The 15,793-nt window shown below is 68.3% G+C and carries 16 protein-coding genes and 1 pseudogene; 7 read left to right on the plus strand and 10 right to left on the minus strand.

Features of this window, described 5'->3' with window-relative positions; genetic code table 11:
* Window positions 1-12 precede the first annotated feature (12 nt).
* The 3 genes from AB0J91_RS12150 to AB0J91_RS12160 all read right to left on the minus strand — a co-directional run bounded on the left by AB0J91_RS12150 (window position 13) and on the right by AB0J91_RS12160 (window position 2,746).
* Window positions 13-1,284: an MFS transporter gene (locus AB0J91_RS12150; RefSeq protein ID WP_363867157.1), complete on the minus strand. Its 1,272-nt coding sequence runs from the start codon at window positions 1,282-1,284 to the stop codon at window positions 13-15.
* Window positions 1,281-1,826 carry a GNAT family N-acetyltransferase gene (locus tag AB0J91_RS12155; RefSeq protein ID WP_363867160.1) on the minus strand — a complete coding sequence of 182 codons (546 nt, stop codon included), beginning with the start codon at window positions 1,824-1,826 and terminating at the stop codon, window positions 1,281-1,283. Before AB0J91_RS12155 ends, AB0J91_RS12150 begins: the two co-directional genes overlap by 4 nt.
* An 89-nt stretch (window positions 1,827-1,915) precedes the next feature.
* Window positions 1,916-2,746, minus strand: a complete 831-nt coding sequence (locus AB0J91_RS12160) for a hypothetical protein (RefSeq protein ID WP_363867163.1) — start codon at window positions 2,744-2,746, stop codon at window positions 1,916-1,918.
* Window positions 2,747-2,952: 206 nt separating this feature from the next.
* On the opposite strand from AB0J91_RS12160, the gene AB0J91_RS12165 reads away from it, so the two are divergent.
* Window positions 2,953-3,489, plus strand: a complete 537-nt coding sequence (locus AB0J91_RS12165) for an RICIN domain-containing protein (protein WP_363867166.1) — start codon at window positions 2,953-2,955, stop codon at window positions 3,487-3,489.
* A gap of 360 nt (window positions 3,490-3,849) precedes the next feature.
* Here AB0J91_RS12165 and AB0J91_RS12170 read toward each other — a convergent pair whose 3' ends face one another.
* The 3 genes from AB0J91_RS12170 to AB0J91_RS12180 form a co-directional block, all read right to left on the minus strand.
* A complete protein-coding gene (locus AB0J91_RS12170; RefSeq protein WP_363789968.1) occupies window positions 3,850-4,206 on the minus strand; it encodes a hypothetical protein in 357 nt (118 codons plus the stop codon).
* A 48-nt stretch (window positions 4,207-4,254) separates the two neighbouring features.
* The gene (locus AB0J91_RS12175; RefSeq protein ID WP_093413953.1) at window positions 4,255-4,491 is read right to left on the minus strand and encodes a DUF397 domain-containing protein; all 237 of its coding nucleotides are present in this window, start codon (window positions 4,489-4,491) and stop codon (window positions 4,255-4,257) included.
* A gap of 233 nt (window positions 4,492-4,724) precedes the next feature.
* Window positions 4,725-5,591, minus strand: a complete 867-nt coding sequence (locus AB0J91_RS12180; protein WP_363867169.1) for a helix-turn-helix transcriptional regulator — start codon at window positions 5,589-5,591, stop codon at window positions 4,725-4,727.
* Window positions 5,592-5,862: 271 nt separating this feature from the next.
* Between AB0J91_RS12180 and AB0J91_RS12185 the strand changes: the two genes are divergently transcribed.
* Together AB0J91_RS12185 and AB0J91_RS12190 are read left to right on the plus strand one after the other, a co-directional pair.
* Window positions 5,863-6,657, plus strand: a complete 795-nt coding sequence (locus AB0J91_RS12185; RefSeq protein WP_363867172.1) for an exodeoxyribonuclease III — start codon at window positions 5,863-5,865, stop codon at window positions 6,655-6,657.
* Window positions 6,658-6,780: 123 nt separating this feature from the next.
* On the plus strand, window positions 6,781-7,167 hold the full coding sequence (locus AB0J91_RS12190) for a hypothetical protein (protein WP_363867175.1): 387 nt from the start codon (window positions 6,781-6,783) through the stop codon (window positions 7,165-7,167).
* A 52-nt stretch (window positions 7,168-7,219) separates the two neighbouring features.
* Here the strand turns inward: AB0J91_RS12190 and AB0J91_RS12195 are convergent, their stop codons facing one another.
* Entirely contained in the window at window positions 7,220-7,594 is a 375-nt protein-coding gene (locus AB0J91_RS12195; RefSeq protein WP_363867178.1) for a VOC family protein, read from the minus strand.
* A gap of 367 nt (window positions 7,595-7,961) precedes the next feature.
* Between AB0J91_RS12195 and AB0J91_RS12200 the strand changes: the two genes are divergently transcribed.
* Together AB0J91_RS12200 and AB0J91_RS12205 are read left to right on the plus strand one after the other, a co-directional pair.
* On the plus strand, window positions 7,962-8,270 hold the full coding sequence (locus AB0J91_RS12200; RefSeq protein ID WP_363867181.1) for a nucleotidyltransferase domain-containing protein: 309 nt from the start codon (window positions 7,962-7,964) through the stop codon (window positions 8,268-8,270).
* Between the two features lie 118 nt (window positions 8,271-8,388).
* Window positions 8,389-8,598: pseudogene (locus tag AB0J91_RS12205) on the plus strand (HepT-like ribonuclease domain-containing protein); the annotation flags it as partial.
* 21 nt (window positions 8,599-8,619) lie between these two features.
* On the opposite strand, the gene AB0J91_RS12210 reads toward AB0J91_RS12205, so the two are convergent.
* Window positions 8,620-9,195: a dihydrofolate reductase family protein gene (locus tag AB0J91_RS12210; RefSeq protein ID WP_363867184.1), complete on the minus strand. Its 576-nt coding sequence runs from the start codon at window positions 9,193-9,195 to the stop codon at window positions 8,620-8,622.
* A 101-nt stretch (window positions 9,196-9,296) separates the two neighbouring features.
* Between AB0J91_RS12210 and AB0J91_RS12215 the strand changes: the two genes are divergently transcribed.
* Window positions 9,297-9,827, plus strand: a complete 531-nt coding sequence (locus AB0J91_RS12215) for a TIGR03086 family metal-binding protein (RefSeq protein ID WP_363867187.1) — start codon at window positions 9,297-9,299, stop codon at window positions 9,825-9,827.
* Here AB0J91_RS12215 and AB0J91_RS12220 read toward each other — a convergent pair.
* Window positions 9,805-11,019: an FAD-dependent oxidoreductase gene (locus tag AB0J91_RS12220; RefSeq protein WP_363867190.1), complete on the minus strand. Its 1,215-nt coding sequence runs from the start codon at window positions 11,017-11,019 to the stop codon at window positions 9,805-9,807. The genes AB0J91_RS12215 and AB0J91_RS12220 overlap by 23 nt on opposite strands.
* 250 nt (window positions 11,020-11,269) lie before the next feature.
* Window positions 11,270-12,763 carry a S8 family serine peptidase gene (locus AB0J91_RS12225; RefSeq protein ID WP_363867193.1) on the minus strand — a complete coding sequence of 498 codons (1,494 nt, stop codon included), beginning with the start codon at window positions 12,761-12,763 and terminating at the stop codon, window positions 11,270-11,272.
* Window positions 12,764-12,937: 174 nt separating this feature from the next.
* On the opposite strand from AB0J91_RS12225, the gene AB0J91_RS12230 reads away from it, so the two are divergent.
* Window positions 12,938-15,523: a bifunctional FO biosynthesis protein CofGH gene (locus AB0J91_RS12230; RefSeq protein ID WP_363867196.1), complete on the plus strand. Its 2,586-nt coding sequence runs from the start codon at window positions 12,938-12,940 to the stop codon at window positions 15,521-15,523.
* The last annotated feature ends 270 nt before the right edge of the window (window positions 15,524-15,793 follow it).

Consider the following 15,793-nt stretch of genomic DNA (forward strand, 5'->3'; position numbering starts at 1 on the left):
GAAGCACCCAGATTAATGAGAACGACTTTCATTCCTGTACCGCCTGGCGAGGATCAGCAGCGTGAGACCACCCACAGCGGGCAGCAGCGCCAGCACGGACCACGGCACCGGCGCCCAGGGGCCCGGAGCCTCCGCCAGATCGAGCAGTCCACCCGCGACACCGCTTCCCACGAGCACCGCGAAACCGCCCGCCGAGGACAGGAACCCGTAGTACGAGCCGAGATTGCGCCCACCCGCCAACCGGGGAACCAGGTCCTGGGCCACGGGAACCGCCAGCATCTGACCGAAGGTCAGCAGCACCACGAACAGCACCGCCGGAAGCAGTGACAACCCGCCGGGCAGCGTCCACGGCGAGAGCACCGCCACGACGGCGAAGGCGAGGCTGAGCAGGCCGAACCCCAGCGGCAGCGCGCGATGCGCGCCGAAGTGGTTGCCCGCCCACGCCGCCAGCGGCAGCTGGCCGACGACGACCACGACCGCGGCGAGCGCGAACATCCAGCCCAGCGCCCAGTCCGCTCCCACCCGGCCCAGCTCCACCGGCAGCGCCAGGTAGAGCTGGTTGTAGCTGAGCAGGTAGGCGCTGTACCCGGCGGCGAAGATCAGGAACGTGCGGTTGCGCGAGATGTCGGCCCACCCGGCCAGCAGCGGCCGCCGCTCGGAGTGCGGTCCGCGCGGCAGCCATCGCGCGTGCGCGGCCAGGATGACCGCGAAGACCGCGGCCGCGACCGAGCAGGTCAGTCCGAAGTCGACGCTGAGCAGGACCGCTCCGAGCAGCGGTCCGGTCACCGCACCGACCTCCCCGCACACCGCGAACAGGCCGAACAGCTCGGTGCGGGAGATCACGCCCCGCTCCTCCAGCTCCGCGCCCTGCACGGCCAGCGCCGATTCCACCGCGGGGGAGAACAGCGCGGCGGCGAGCCCGATCAGCACGGTTCCGACCAGCACGGTCGCGAAATCACCTGCCGCGGCCAGCACCAGGAACCCGGCGATGCGCACCGAACATCCCGCGAGCACCGCGGGACGGACGCCGAAGCGGTCGGCCAGCGCGCCGCCGAGTGCGAACATGCCCTGCTGGCTGAAGGTGCGCACGCCGAGCACGATGCCGATCGCCCAGCCGGCCATCGCCAGGTCCTCGGCCAGGTGCGTGGCCAGGAACGGCACCACCAGGTAGAAGCCGATGTTGAAGGCCAGCTGCGTGAGCAGCAGCAGGCGGGCGAGCCCGGGCAGGACGGCCCACCGCGCCAGCAGCGACCACCGGCCGCGCCGGGTGTCAGCGGCGGTCACGCGCGCGAGGTCGGCAGGGCGATCTCGAAGTGGACGATCGCTTCGCCTTCGCCGCGCGCGTCGTGGACCTCCTTGGCGAGGCTCCGCCAGAAGGGCTCCGCGCCGTCGATCTCGGGGTTGGTGTGCAGGTAGGCGGTGTCGTAGCCGGACTCCGCGGCGAACTCGCAGCACTTCTCGACCAGCGCGCGAGCCAGCCCGCGCCTGCGGTGCGACGCGCGGACGTAGGTGCGCACCAGCTGCGCGGTGGCGCCGCGCGCGTAGTGCTCGGCGAGCCACAGCGGGTTCGGCGGGCTCTTCGGGCCACCGGCCCGCAGTCCTGCGGTGGCCACGACCTCACCACCGAAGTCGGCGACGAGCAGCGTCTGTCCTGGAGTGCGCAGGTAGGTGCGTTCGAGGTCGATCACGTCGGCGTGCCACGCGGGGACGTAGCCGGAACACATCTCCCGGTAGAAGGTGTCGAGCATCAGCGCGCGAGCGCCCTCGACGTCCTCCGGGCTGGCCTGCCGCAACGCGTAGTCGCCGATCCGCTGCACCTCGTCCACGTTCCCCCCTCGGTCACGACCAACGTCTCCGAGGTTAATCACTCTTCGATTGCTGTAGCAATGAAGTGGCAATAAAAGGGAGTGCGGGGTCAGGCCCGGCGCTGGGCCGCCTGGTCGAGGAGTTCGCCCACGGTGCGGCTGCCCGCGGCGGTGTCGCCGTTGAACCGGCGCAGGATCTCGATCCGCGCCTCGGCCGCCTGACCCTGCGCGACCTGCAGCAACAGCAGGTCCTTGTCGGCCGACGGCAGATCGGTCACCCAGGCGCCGAGCGCGCTGGGGTCGAGCCGCTCCTGCAGCGGCGTGCTGTTCTCGGCGGCCACCGCCAGCAGGTCGTCGTCCAGCCGCAGGAACTCCGCGAGCGCGGTCTGCGCGGCGGTGAGCTGCGCGAGTCCCGGCGGCACGACCGGTTCGAGCTCGTCCTCGGCGCTGGTGTCGAAGGCGAACTCGTCGCGCTCCCACGTGCCGTAGCCCGCCAGCCACGCGAGGTACAGCGGACGCAGGTCCCCGGAGGCGATCTCGTCGCGGATGCCGGCCAGCCGCGCCAGCAGTCCGTCGTGGCCGGTGGGGGTGGAGGGCTCCTCGTCCTCGCTGACGAAGTCCAGCACCACGTGGTCGTCGGAGCTCCAGACGTCAACGCGCTCGGCGACCTCGAACTCCTCGGCGATCGCGTCGTCGAGGTCCCCGCGCGGGACGCGGATCATCAGCCGGTGCGTGCCCCAGCTCGTCACGTGCAGGTGGGCGTCGTAGTAGGACTCGATCAGCACGTCGGGGTCGCCGCGGAAGTCGTCCTGCTCGTAGGTGGCGGCGAAGGCCGTGTCGCTGATGACCGCCCGGCTGGACAGCTCCCGCACCTCGGCCTGCTCGTCGTCGCTCAACGGCCGCTCGACCGCGAGGAACTCGTAGTGCTGGTACTCGGTCACCGAAAATCCTCGCAGCTCTTGGGGAACACCGGGCCGTCAGGCTACTCACCGGTGGTGTCGGTCCGGGGAACACCTCGAATCATCCGGGCTTCGCTCGTTGTGATTACTGGCCGCGAACATCACCCGGGGCGCTGGTATCTATCGATTTCGGGCGAACCGGACTGGCTCGCCTTCCCCGAAACACCTTCATTCTTGGAGGAACAACCATGAGACGCGCTCGCTGGATGCTGGGTGCACTCGGCGCGATGGCGGTCCTGTCGGTCGTGCCCGCGCCGACGGCCTCGGCCGATTCCGTGCTCGTCACCAAGATCACCACGGTCGCCGACAAGTCCCGCTGGGTGGTCAACGGACCCGACTCGGTGATCCGCACCGTGCAACCCCACTCGGCCGCGCAACCGCGCTCGGCCGATCAGTGGGTCATCGCCAAGCGCCCCGACGGCGCGATGACCATCCAGAGCCAGGAGAACCGACAGTGCGTGACCGCCGAGGCGCGCACTGGTGGTGAGCTGCGCACCGCCGCCTGCGATCCGGCCAACGCAGCCCAGGTCTGGACGATCAACCGCCGCAACGACGGCACCGTCGTCATCAGCCCGAAGTCCACGCCGCGACTGGTCGTGGCGATCCAGCAACCCCCGGCCAAGAACGGCGCACTGCAGCTCATCGAACGAGAACAGGTCACCAGCAATTCCACCAAACCCGTTCACAACGCCACGGACACCCAATCGTTCAAGCTCGACATCTGAGCGGACGGAGAAGGTGGCTGCCCCACCGGAATTCCGGCCGGGCAGCCGTTTTCTCCTGCGCGGGGAGAACCGTCAGGAAAGCAGCGGTGGCTTCGTCTGAACCGAGTTGGCGCTTGTTCGCGGTAATGCTGCCGGTAGCGACCACGCACGAGTGAGCACGCCCGCCCGAAACCCAAAAGATCGGGCTCCCGCGCGCTGGGGGACTCGTGCGCGGGAACCCGATCCATTTGGGGGCGTCCGCTCCGGTGCGCGGCATGGGGGGTGGCCGAACACCGGGGTTTCGGACGGGGGTTTCAACAGCAGGGTCAGGCCCGGGGTGGGACGCGCCCACCACGAATCAGGCCCGGCTGCGAACCTGGTTCAGGCCGTGACGGCGAGCCACTTGGAGCGGCCGGCGTGCGTGGGGATCCAGCAGCCGCTGCCTTCCGCGCCGGTTTCCAGCAGCGGTTCCGGCATGTGCAGCAGCTCGTTGATGACGTCCAGGGCGGGTCCGTTGGTTCGCCACAGCACTCGGCTCGGGAACAGGACGTCGGGCTCGTCCGCGGGGATGCGCGCCGCGTCGGCGTCGTTCTCGCCGAAGAGCTGCAGGATGTCGAAAACCCCGTGGTGCACGCGGATTCCGACCACGGCGACCAGGCTTCCGCTGGAATCACGGGGATGCGTGAACTGGAAGTCGCGGGCGACCAGGGCTTGCAGGCCGTTGGTTATGTCGTTCATGGCGCCACCGTTGTTCGTCGTAGGGGCTCAGACCATGTGGTGACCAGTTCAGACGATCAGATCGTCGAACTCGCCGTCCTTTGCTCCGTTGAGGAACGCTGCGATCTCGTCCCTGCTGTAGACCAGTGCCGGGCCCTCCGGGTAGCGCGAGTTTCTGACAGCAACCCCACCGTCGACCAACGGTGCCAGCTCCACGCAGTTACCCACCGCTCCGCTGTGCCGGCTCTTGCGCCAGTCAGCGTTGGGAAGCTGCTTCGCGGGCATGCCGTTCTGGATGTTCGTCATCCGAACCCCACCCTTCCCCGACTCTCATCTTGCACGGATCATCTGCACGTGCAGTTGATCGTGCAGTCGAAGGTATCAGGTGCAGATGCACGATTGAATGCACGTGCAGGGCGCTGAGAGCGTGATCACACCGTCGGGTGTAAGGCTGTGACGGCACTCGGTGCCGCTCCCGCGGCGAACAGTCGTCCTTGATCGCCCGAACGGGCGAAAAGCTGTGAAATTCCCGGTCGGGCTCAGAATTCCCGGAGCCGGTCCTGCATCAGCTTGCGGGACCCTTCCGGGGTCAGCGCGTCGACCGCGAGCCGGTGGCTGGCCTTGCTGTAGGTCTCGACTTCCTCGGGTTTGTCCAGGTACAACGCGCCGCAGAGGTGTTCGAGGTAGACGATGTCCGGGATCTCCGGTTCGGCGAACCGCAAGATCGTGTAGGCGCCTTCGGCGGCCGAGCGCCCGAGTGAGAAGGGCAGCACCTGCAAGGTGACCGTGGGCAGCTTCGTGGAGTCCAGGAGCGATTCGATCTGCTCCCGCATGACGCTCTTGCCGCCGATGGGGCGGTGCAGCACCGCCTCGTCGATCACTGCCCACACGCGCGGCGACTTGGGCTGGGCGAACATCCGCTGCCGCTGCATGCGCAGCCGGACCCGGCGGTCGACCTCTTCGTCCTCGGCCTCGGGGCGTCCCTGGGTGGCGACGGCTCGCGCGTAGCGCTCGGTCTGCAGCAGGCCCGGGACGAACTGGAGCTCGTAGGTCTGGATCCGGGAGGCGGACTCCTCCAGGCCGACGAAGTCCTGGAACCACGGCGCGATCAGGTCGTTGTAGCGGTTCCACCAGCCCGGCTCGTTGGACCGGCGCACCAGGTCCAAAAAGGACTCGCGCTCGGACTGGTCGGCCACTCCGTACAGGCTCAGCAGGTCGGCGACGTCGCGTTCCTTGAAGCCCACGCGCCCGAGCTCCAGGCGGCTGATCTTCGATCCCGAACCGCGGATGGCGTACCCGGCGTCCTCGCGGGAAATCTGCTTGGACTCGCGCAACCTGCGCAGCTGGCTGCCCAACACGAGACGGCGGGCCGTGGGGCCGCTTCCCGTGGCGCTGTCCGGGGCCACGCGAGACCTCCTGCAGGGGGTTTTAGGGCGTTCTACGTCCCACTGTCGACACGAAGTGGTTGAACGTTACGGGAGGCGATAGTAGTGGAATACCGCCGCAGGTCTAGTGGCTTCCCCGGTTCGGACGATCTTGCGCAGGTCAACGGGGTGAAATCAGCGGATAGCGGAGCGTTGAAATCCGCTCGAAATCCGTCGGCGGGGTCGAACAGCGGTGGAAATCACCCGTGCGGGGCGGTCCATCTGCTGAAAAGCACTCGATAGGCTCGTCGTTGTGCTGACTTTGTCAACGGTGAATGTAAATGGTTTGCGCGCCGCCGCGAAGAAGGGATTCGTCGAGTGGCTCGCTGATACCGGTGCGGACGTGATCTGCATGCAGGAGACCCGCGCCGAGCCCGACCAGCTCACCGCGGAGGTGCGCGAACCCGCCGGCTGGTACACGGCGCTCGCCCCGAGCTCGGCCAAGGGCCGCGCGGGAGTGGCGATCTACAGCCGCACCGAACCGGAGGCCGTCCGCATCGGCTTCGGCTCGGCCGAGTTCGACGACAGCGGTCGCTACCTGGAGATCGACCTCCCGGGCGTCACGATCGCCAGCCTCTACCTGCCCAGCGGTGAGGTCGGCACCCCGCGCCAGGACGAGAAGGAGCGCTTCATGAAGGAGTTCGGCGAACACCTCGCCGGACTCCGCGAGCGCGCCGCCTCCGCCGGTCGCGAGGTCGTGGTTTGCGGCGACTGGAACATCGCCCACCGCGAGGTCGACCTGAAGAACTGGAAGGCCAACCAGAAGTCCGCGGGTTTCCTCCCGGAGGAGCGGGCGTGGCTGACCGAGGTCTTCGAGTCCGGCTACACCGACGTCGTCCGCGACCTCCACCCCGAAGGCCCCGGCCCCTACTCGTGGTGGTCCTACCGAGGCAAAGCCTTCGACAACGACTCGGGGTGGAGGATCGACTACGTCGTCAGCTCCCCCGGCCTGGCGAGTCGTTGCACGAAGGCCTACGTCGAGAAGGCCCCGAGCTACGACAAGCGCTGGTCGGACCACGCTCCCGTGACAGCGGTGTTCGACTTCTGAGCGCTGCTCGCAACACCAGTTGGACCATGCGGGTCTCGAACCGCTGGCGCCTCGCCTGGTCCAGCCGACCACGTGCCTGCGCGGGGTTGACTTCGAGTTTGGTCGAGGTTGAACACTCGTGGCATGTTGAATTCCGATGAAGGTCCGATCCTCTTCCGGAACACGATGCGGATCACCGATGGGCATCTCGACGAGTTCAAGGCCGCGGTGCGCAAGGCGGTGGAGTTCGTCGAGGAGCGTGGTCCGCAGCTGATGGTGGACGTGTTCATCGACGAGGAGCGGATGCTGGCCTACAGCTACCAGCTCTACCGCGACTCCGATGCGATCCGGGAGCACTGGCGGCTCTCCGACCCCTACATCCGCGGCGTGATGGAGCACTGCGAGGTGGAGCGCTTCGACGTCCACGGAAATCCGGACCAAGCGGTTCGCGACGGTCTTCGCCCGATGGCCGAATCCGGGACGCCGCTCACCATCACCGAACGCACGACCGGTTTCGCTCGCTTCGCATGAGGGCGTTCGACCGGAGGGCGCGAATTCGCGATGAATTCGCGCCCGCTCGAATTCACAGGTACGGCGTCGTGATCATTTCCAGGCCGTGGCCGGCCGGGTCTTTGAAGTAGACGCCGCGACCTCCGTGGTTGTGGTTGATCCGACCCGGTTCGGCGCCGTGCGGATCGGCCCAGTGGTCGATGTCGCGCTCCTGGATCCGCGCGTAGGCGCGGTCGAAGAGGCCGTCGTCGACCAGGAAGGCGTAGTGCTGCATCTGGATCTCCACCGGCGGTTCGGCGAATTGCAGCAGCACGCCTCCGTCGAGCTGGACGTTGGTGAACACGCCCCACGACGGGGCTTCCGGAACCTCGAAGAGCTCCCGGTAGAACCGCGCGGATTCCTCGCGGTCTTTCGCGGCGATGATGGTGTGGTTGAACGTGACGCTCACAGATCTCTCCTCAGTGGACGGTCAAGTCGTCGTGGAGGAGCGCGGGCTGAAGCGGTGTCGGCGCGCTCGTCCGCCGTCATGAGAGACGGGTGGGAGAAGATCACCCCCTCCCGAACGAGAGGGGGATGGGCGCGCGGCCCGCGGAGAGGTCAGCTCTCCACCGGGTAGCCAATCCGTGCGTGGCGCATCGCCGTCCCGGTGATCACGAGCAAAAAGCTAGCCGGAACGAGGTCTGGATCGCAACGATTCTGCTCGGCTTGCCGGAAGGGATCTGCTGGATCGAAGTAGGTTGCGGACCTCTGTGAGGGGTGTGGTGAGGTGACGTGGACTCCGTGATCAGGCACAATGAGCCGGGGAGGTGTCGACCATGCACGAGTTCGTCGAGGCGAAGCGCGATGAGATCGAAGCGCTTTGCCGGATGCTCTCAGTGCGTCGCCTCGACCTCTTCGGTTCGGCGGTGGGAACGGCGTTCGACGTCGACAGCAGTGATGTCGACGTTCTGGTCGACTTCGCGGTTGGTCCTGGGTTTGACTACTTCAGCACTTACTTCGATCTGAAAGAGGGGTTGGAAAGAATCCTCGGGCGTCCGGTCGATCTCGTCAGCGCTACGAGCATTCGAAACCCCTACTTCAAACAGCAGGTCCTGGACACCAGGGAACTCCTCTATGCAGCGTGACGTTCGTACGTACCTCTGGGAGGCGCTCCAGGCGGCAGAACTGGTCGGCGAGTTCACCAAGGGTGAAGACTTCGCGTCGTACCAGGCGCAAGCCATGGTTCGGTAGGCTGTCGAGCGGCAGTTCGAGATCATCGGTGAAGCTCTGAACCAGTTGTCGAAAGCCGATCGAGAACTCGCCGAGAAGATCCCTGACCTACCTCGAATCGTGGCTTTCCGGAACATTCTCATCCACGGGTACGCCACCGTCGATGACGCCTTGGTGTGGCAAGTGCTCACTGACAGGCTGCCTCCTCTTTCCGACGTGTTGAGGAAGTTGTTGGAAGCCTGACGGCACGCGGTCGAGTTTCGTTCAGCAGCGGCGATAGGCGAGGTGCACGACGCCGCTGTTGAAGGGTTTCGCGTCGGCCAGTTCGAATTGCGATGGGGAGAACTCGCCGTCGAACATCGGGATTCCCGCGCCCGCCACGACCGGGTGCAGCTTGACGATCAGCTCGTCGATCTCGGGCCGCAACGCCGCCGCGAGCTTCCCGCCGCCGCACAGCCAGATGCCCGCACCCTGCTCGCGCTTGAGCTCGCGCACCTTCTCCAGCGGATCGGTGGAGACGAATTCCACCGTCGGGTCCGGGGTTTCGGTGATGCTGCGCGAGAACACGATGCTGCGCAGGTGTCGGTAGGCGTTGGTGATGCCCTCCCGCATTCCGATCTCCCAGCTGCCGCGCCCCTGCAACACCGTGTCGAAGTGCTTGTTGGGGACGTCGTCGAGACCGAACATCGGTCGGACGTGCGAGGGCAGCAGTTCCGGGAATTCGGCGCGCAGGAAATCGCCGTGGTCGCCCTCGTGCAGGAAGAAGTCGGGGTTGTCGTTGTCCGGGCCGGTGATGCGGCCATCGATCGTCGACGCGATCATGTAGGTCATTCTTCGCATTTCGGCCCCCTCGTGGTCCTCGGTGACTGTAGCGGCGCGGCGATGAGTTCGGCGGCTCTTTTCCGTCTACCTCTCCGAGAAGCCTTTCGAGGAGGTCTGCGTTGATCGATCTGACACCCGCCTGCCGCCGGCTGGTCGAGCTGCTGGGCGCCGTGACCGACGACCAGCTGGACCTGCCGACCCCGTGCTCCGAGTACGCGGTCCGCGGCCTCATCGCGCACGTCGACGAGGCGGCGCAGGGTTTCACCGCGCTGGCCTCGGCGAGACCGGGCCCCGGCGACGCCCGCTCGCACGTGCTGGAGCTGGCCGACGCGTGGTCCGCTCCGGCCGCCTGGCGAGGCGAGACCGAAGTGCGCGGGGTCCCGTTGCGCAACGAGGTCTGGGGCCGCATCGCGCTCACCGAGGTGGTCGTCCACGGCTGGGACCTGGCGCAGGCCACCGGAGCGCGGTTTCACCTGCCCGAGGACACCTTGCGGGTCTGCTGGGCGCACGTGCGGGTGTTCGTCCCCAGCGCACCGCTGCCGGAGCTGTGGGGACCCCCGGTCGACGTCGCCGACGACGCGCCGCTGCTGGACCGGATCGTCGCCATGACCGGACGTGCTCCCGGACTCAGCGAGCGATGTGCTCGTTGAGCGGAACGCTGGGATCGCCGAGCGCGTGGCGGTCGATGGTGGTGCCGGAGGTGATGAGGGTTTTGATCGGCTCGGTGACGTCCCAGATGTTGACGTTCATGCCCGCGAGCACCCGGCCCTCGGAGAGCCAGAAGGCGATGAACTCGCGGGTCGCGACATCACCCCGGAACAGAACCTCGTCGTAGTCGCCCGGTTCGACGTGCCCGAGGTACTCCATGCCCAGGTCGTACTGGTCGGTGAAGAAGTACGGCAGCTCGGAGTAGCTGGTGTCGCCGCCGAGCATCGACGATGCGGCGACGGCGGGCTGGTTGAGGGCGTTGTTCCAGTGCTCGACGCGGATCTGCCTGCCCAGCAGCGGGTGGAACGCGTTGGCGACGTCGCCCGCGGCGACGATGTTCGGGTCACCGGTCCGCAGCGTGGCGTCGACGAGGACGCCGTTGGAGACCCGCAGCTTCGCCTCGGCGGCCAGTTCCACGTCCGGGTCGACGCCGACCGCGATCAGCACCGCTTGGGCGTCGATCTCCAGCCCGTCTGTCAGCCGCACCCCGGTGACCTTCCCCGACGGCGCGAGGATCTCGTCGACCGCGGTGGTGAAGCGGAAGGACACGCCGCGCTCGCGGTGCATGGCGGCGAAGACCTCCGCGACCTCGCGGCCGAGGACTCGCAGCAGCGGCAGTTCGGCGGTCTCGACCACCGTCACGCCGACACCGGCCTGGCGGGCGGCAGCGGCGACCTCCAGCCCGATCCAGCCCGCGCCGACCACCACCAGGTCCTCGATGTTGGCCAGGGCCTCCTTGATGCGGTCGGAGTCGCCCACCCTGCGCAGGTGAAGCACGCCTTCGGCGTCGTGGCCGGGCACGGGGATCGAGCGGGGACGGGCTCCGGTGGCCAGCATCAGCTTGTCGAACTCCAGCCTGGTCCCGTCGGCGAGCTCGACCTGGCGCAGCGAGCGGTCGATGCGCCGCGCGGAGGTGTTCAGGCGCAGGTCGACGCGGTTGTCGGCGTACCAGGTCTCGGGGTGCACGTAAGCGGTGTCGAACTCGGCGCTGCCCATCAGGTACTCCTTGGACAGCGGCGGCCGCTCGTAGGGCCGGTGCGCTTCATCGCCCAGCAGCGTGATCCGCCCGTCGAACCCCTGGTCGCGCAGCGCCTCGGCGCCCTTGGCCCCGGCCATGCCGGCGCCGACGATCACGAAACTCTCCGAATCTCCCACCCCCGAAGCGTCCTGCCGCCAGGAGAACCGGGCAACCGGAGCCGACGAGGTCGATCCCGTCGACGACCTGGTCGAAGAGCCAGCCCTTGAGTCGCCTCGTCGAGTGAACGATCCGATTTCAGTGGAAATCCGAATCCGGATTTCCACTGAAATCGGGTCATCCGAGGTGCGGCGGGGTGGGGTCCCGCCCTGCCGGGGACGTGGCCGACCGACAGGGCGGGTCCGGGGACTACTTCGTGACCGCGTCGAGGGCGTCGATCAGGCCCGCGCCGTAGAAGCCGGCTCCGGTGGAGCCGCCGGTGCAGACCGCGTCGACGACGCCGTCGCCGTCCCCGTCGTAGTCCTTCGGGCACGGCAGCGCGTCGGACTGGTTGTTCAACGCGCCGATGACCTGCTGCGCGGTCCACTCCGGGTGGGTGCTGCGCAGCAGAGCGGCGACACCCGCGGCGTGCGGGCCCGCCATGGAGGTGCCCTGCATCCAGCCCCAGCCACCGCCGGGGACGCTGGAGAGGATGCGGCCGTTGGCCGACGGGGTCTGCGGGATCTGCCGCGCGTCACCCCCGGGTGCGGTCACCGAGATCGAGCCGAGGCCGTAGTTGGAGTAGTACGACTTCACGGCGTTGACGCCCACGGCCGACACCGACACGACGCCCGGCAGCTCGCCCGGGAGGATGTGGCAGTCCGGCCCGGTGTGGCGGTCCTGGGTCGGGCCGCCGTTGTTCGGGCTGTTGGTGTCGTGGATCGGCTGCGACAGGTCCCAGTTGCTGTTGCCCGCGGAGACGACGTTGACCACGTCGTGGCCCTCGGCGTAGGCGACCGCGCGGCGGACCGCCTCGGCGGCGGCCCTCTGGTCCGGGTCGCTGTCGCACCACAGGTACCAGGGGTCGACGAAGTAGGAGTTGTTGGTGACGTCGAAGCCGTGCTCGGCGGCCCAGATGAACCCGCAGATCGCGTACTCGGGGTAGATGAACCCGCCGTCGTCGATCACGCGGACCGAGGCGAGCGTGACGTTCGGGGCCACTCCGGCGACGCCGACGCCGTTGCGCGCGGCGGCGATGGTGCCCGAGACGTGCGTGCCGTGGTCCTGCGTCGGGTCCTGCGGCTGCCACGCCTCCTGGCTCTGGTCCGGCACGCCTTCGTTGACGCAGCTCACCGACCGGGAGACGTCGAGGTTCGGCGCCAGGTCGGGGTGCGTGGGGTCGATGCCGTAGTCCAGCACGCCGACGGTGGTGTCCTTGCTGCCCTGCGAGATCGCGTTGGCCTGGTCGGCCTTGATCTGCGGCAGGTCCCACTGGTCGGCTTCCAGCGGCTCCTCGCCGTCGGCGGCGAAGGTGCCGATGCCGTTCGCGGTGCCTTCCAGGGTTTCCAGCCGGGTCGACTGCGCGGGCGGCAGCTGCTCGGCGAGGTTGCGGCTCGCTCCGGCCTGCTCGACGCCCGGCTGCTGCCGGACGGACGCGGCGAAGGCCGGATCCGGCGAGGACGCGACGACCACGCCGATCTGCGGCCAGCTCTGCACGACCGCACCGCCGACGGCGCGCACCGATTCCTCGGTCTGCGCGAGTCCGTCACCGACGGGGCCGACGACCACGAAGTGCGCGGGAACCGCCGGGGCGGCGGGCGCTTCTGGCGCGGAGCCGAGCAGCCCGGCGGGTAACAGCAGGGTCAGCGCGAGAGCCGAGCCTGCGATCCGCAGCGAACGGCCTCTCCTACTTCTGCGTGACAACTTGTCCCTCCTTGGAGACGAAGAATGGTTCACCCAGTGATATTCGTCCGGATTTTGCGCCTGATTCGGGGATAGGCGTCAGGGCTCAACGGAGTAATTCGGTAGCCGAAAGTGAGGGACTGCGCACGCAGATGACGGCTGGGCAACGACTTCGAGCCGACTTAGAGTCGTCAGGTGTCGGTTGCAGATTTGAACATCACCCCGCCGGAACAGACCCCGAGCTCATCGGCGATGCGACGTGCGCTGCGCCGCGCCACCGACGGCGTCTCGCTCGACGCCACCGAAGCCGCGGTTCTGCTGCACGCGCGCGGCGATGACCTGGACAAACTCCTGACGGCGGCCGGTAAGGCGCGCGATGCGCACCTGGTCGCCGAGGGGCACCCGGGCGTCGTCACCTACAGCCGCAACGTGTTCATCCCGCTGACCAGGTTGTGCCGGGACCGTTGCCACTACTGCACTTTCGCCACGGTTCCGCACAAGGTGGAATCGGCGTTCCTGGAACGCGACGAGGTCCTGGAGATCGCCCGCCAGGGCGCCGCCGCGGGCTGCAAGGAAGCCCTGTTCACGTTGGGGGACCGCCCGGAGGAGCGCTGGTCGGCCGCCCGCGAGTGGCTGGAAGCGCGGGGCTACTCCTCCACGGTGGACTACGTCCGCTCCTGCGCGATCGCGGTGCTGGAGGAGACCGGCCTGTTGCCGCACCTGAACCCGGGAGTGCTGTCCTGGTCGGAGCTGACCAGGCTCAAGCCGGTCGCGGCCAGCATGGGCATGATGCTGGAGACGACCTCGGAGCGGCTCTGGAGCGAGAAGGGCGGCCCGCACTTCGGCAGCCCGGACAAGGAACCGGCCGTCCGCAAGCGGGTCCTCACCGACGCCGGGCGCGTCGCGGTGCCCTTCACCAGCGGAATTCTGATCGGCATCGGCGAAACCCGCACCGAGCGGGCCGAATCGCTGCTGGAGCTGCGGCAGAGCGCCCGTCAGTACGGGCACATCCAGGAGATCATCGTTCAGAACTTCCGGGCCAAGCCGGACACCGCGATGCGCGGCATGCCGGACGCCGACCTGGAAGAACTGGCCGCCACCATCGCCGTCGCCCGGCTGCTGATGCCCTCGGGCGTGAGCGTGCAGGCGCCGCCGAACCTGGTGGGCGAGGAGCACCTGCTGATGCTGCGCGCCGGTATCGACGACTGGGGCGGCGTGTCGCCGGTGACCCCGGATCACGTCAACCCGGAACGCCCGTGGCCGCATGTCGACGAGCTCACCGCGCTCACCGGCAAGGCCGGTTTCCAGCTGCGCGAGCGGCTCACCGCCTACCCGCGCTACGTGCGCAAGGGCCTGGCCGGGGACTCGACGCAATGGCTGGACCTGCGGGTCGCCTCGCACGTCGACGCGCTCTCGGACTCCGACGGCTTCGCCGATCCCGATGCCGAGATCGCGGGTCGCGAGTGGCAGGAACCGGACGGCGGTTTCGAGTCGATCGGCCGCACCGACCTGCACCGCAGCATCGACACCGACGGCCGCACGGAGGACCGGCGCACCGACTTCGACACCGTCTACGGCGACTGGGACGAGCTGCGCGGCCAGGTCCCGACGGCGGCCTCCCCGGAACGGCTGGACGCCGACGTCAAGAAGGGGCTGCGGCTGGCCGAGTCGGACCCGGCATCGTTGCTGGAGGAGCAGCACCACGAGGCCGCGATGGCGTTGATGACCTGCGAGGGGCCGGCGATGGACGAGCTCGCCGGCATCGCCGACCGGCTGCGGCGCGAGGTCGTCGGAGACGACATCACCTACGTGATCAACCGCAACATCAACTTCTCCAACATCTGCTACGTCGGCTGCCGGTTCTGCGCCTTCGCCCAGCGCGAGCGGGACGCGGACGCCTACCGGCTCTCGCCGGAGGACGTCGCCGACCGCGCCGATGAGGCGTGGCGCGCCGGGGCCACGGAGGTCTGCGTGCAGGGCGGCATCGACCCGAGGCTGCCGGTGTCGGGCTACGCCGACCTGGTGCGCGCGGTGCGGCAGCGGGTGCCCGAGATGCACGTCCACGCGTTCAGCCCGATGGAGATCGTCAGCGCTTCGGCGAAGGCGGGCGTGACGGTGCAGGACTGGCTGGCCGAGCTCAAGGAGGCCGGTCTGGGCAGCATCCCGGGCACGGCGGCCGAGATCCTCGACGACGAGGTCCGCTGGGTGCTGACCAAGGGCAAGCTGCCCGCTGCGGAGTGGATCGAGGTGGTCAGCACGGCGCACCGGCTGGGCATCCCGTCCTCGTCGACGATGATGTACGGCCACGTCGACCACCCGGAGCACTGGCTGGGGCACTTCCGCACGCTGGCGGGGGTGCAGGACCGGGCGCGCGAGCACGGCCAGGCCGGGTTCACCGAGTTCGTGCCGCTGCCGTTCGTGCACCGCAACGCCCCGATCTACCTCGCGGGCCTGGCCCGGCCGGGGCCGACGCGGCGGGACAACCGGGCGGTGCACGCGATGGCCCGGGTCCTGCTGCACGGGCGGATCGACAACGTGCAGACCTCGTGGGTCAAGCTCGGCGACGCCGGAACCACCGAGGTGCTCCACGGCGGTGCCAACGACGTCGGCGGCACGCTGATGGAGGAGACGATCAGCCGGATGGCCGGATCGGAGCACGGTTCGGAGCGCAGCGCGGAGGAGCTGCACGAGCTGGCCGCCCGCGCGGGACGCACTGCGCGGCAACGCACTACGACGTATGGGCGAGTGGGTCAGGTGCAGCTCGGCGTCACCGCTGTTTGAGGGCCTGACTGCGCCATTTGAGTGTTATTCAGGTCACTAGGTGACGCTAGGTGGGGTCGACGAGGCGTCGACCCCACCGCTCACCTGCGATGCCGTTGATCATCTACCCGGCGGAAGCCGCTCAGGTCCGGAAAATATGATCACCCTGTCGTGGTTGGTTTACGCAAGGCAACCGCGATCGCAACGGGCGGTCGGTACTGTCCGCCACCGGACCACACGAGTAGAGGGCCCCCAAGGGGTCAACTTCCGCAGGGAGGCACGCTCTTGCGT

It is taken from the genome of Saccharopolyspora sp. NPDC049357 (genome assembly GCF_040677225.1).
Lineage (GTDB): Bacteria > Actinomycetota > Actinomycetes > Mycobacteriales > Pseudonocardiaceae > Saccharopolyspora.

Bases quoted from the DNA above. Each gene is read 5' to 3' on its own strand.
- AB0J91_RS12165 (WP_363867166.1), top strand. From the start codon at position 2,953: ATGAGACGCGCTCGCTGGATGCTGGGTGCACTCGGCGCGATGGCGGTC.
- AB0J91_RS12170 (WP_363789968.1), bottom strand. From the start codon at position 4,206: ATGAACGACATAACCAACGGCCTGCAAGCCCTGGTCGCCCGCGACTTC.
- AB0J91_RS12175 (WP_093413953.1), bottom strand. From the start codon at position 4,491: ATGACGAACATCCAGAACGGCATGCCCGCGAAGCAGCTTCCCAACGCT.
- AB0J91_RS12190 (WP_363867175.1), top strand. From the start codon at position 6,781: ATGTTGAATTCCGATGAAGGTCCGATCCTCTTCCGGAACACGATGCGG.
- AB0J91_RS12200 (WP_363867181.1), top strand. From the start codon at position 7,962: ATGCACGAGTTCGTCGAGGCGAAGCGCGATGAGATCGAAGCGCTTTGC.
- AB0J91_RS12210 (WP_363867184.1), bottom strand. From the start codon at position 9,195: ATGCGAAGAATGACCTACATGATCGCGTCGACGATCGATGGCCGCATC.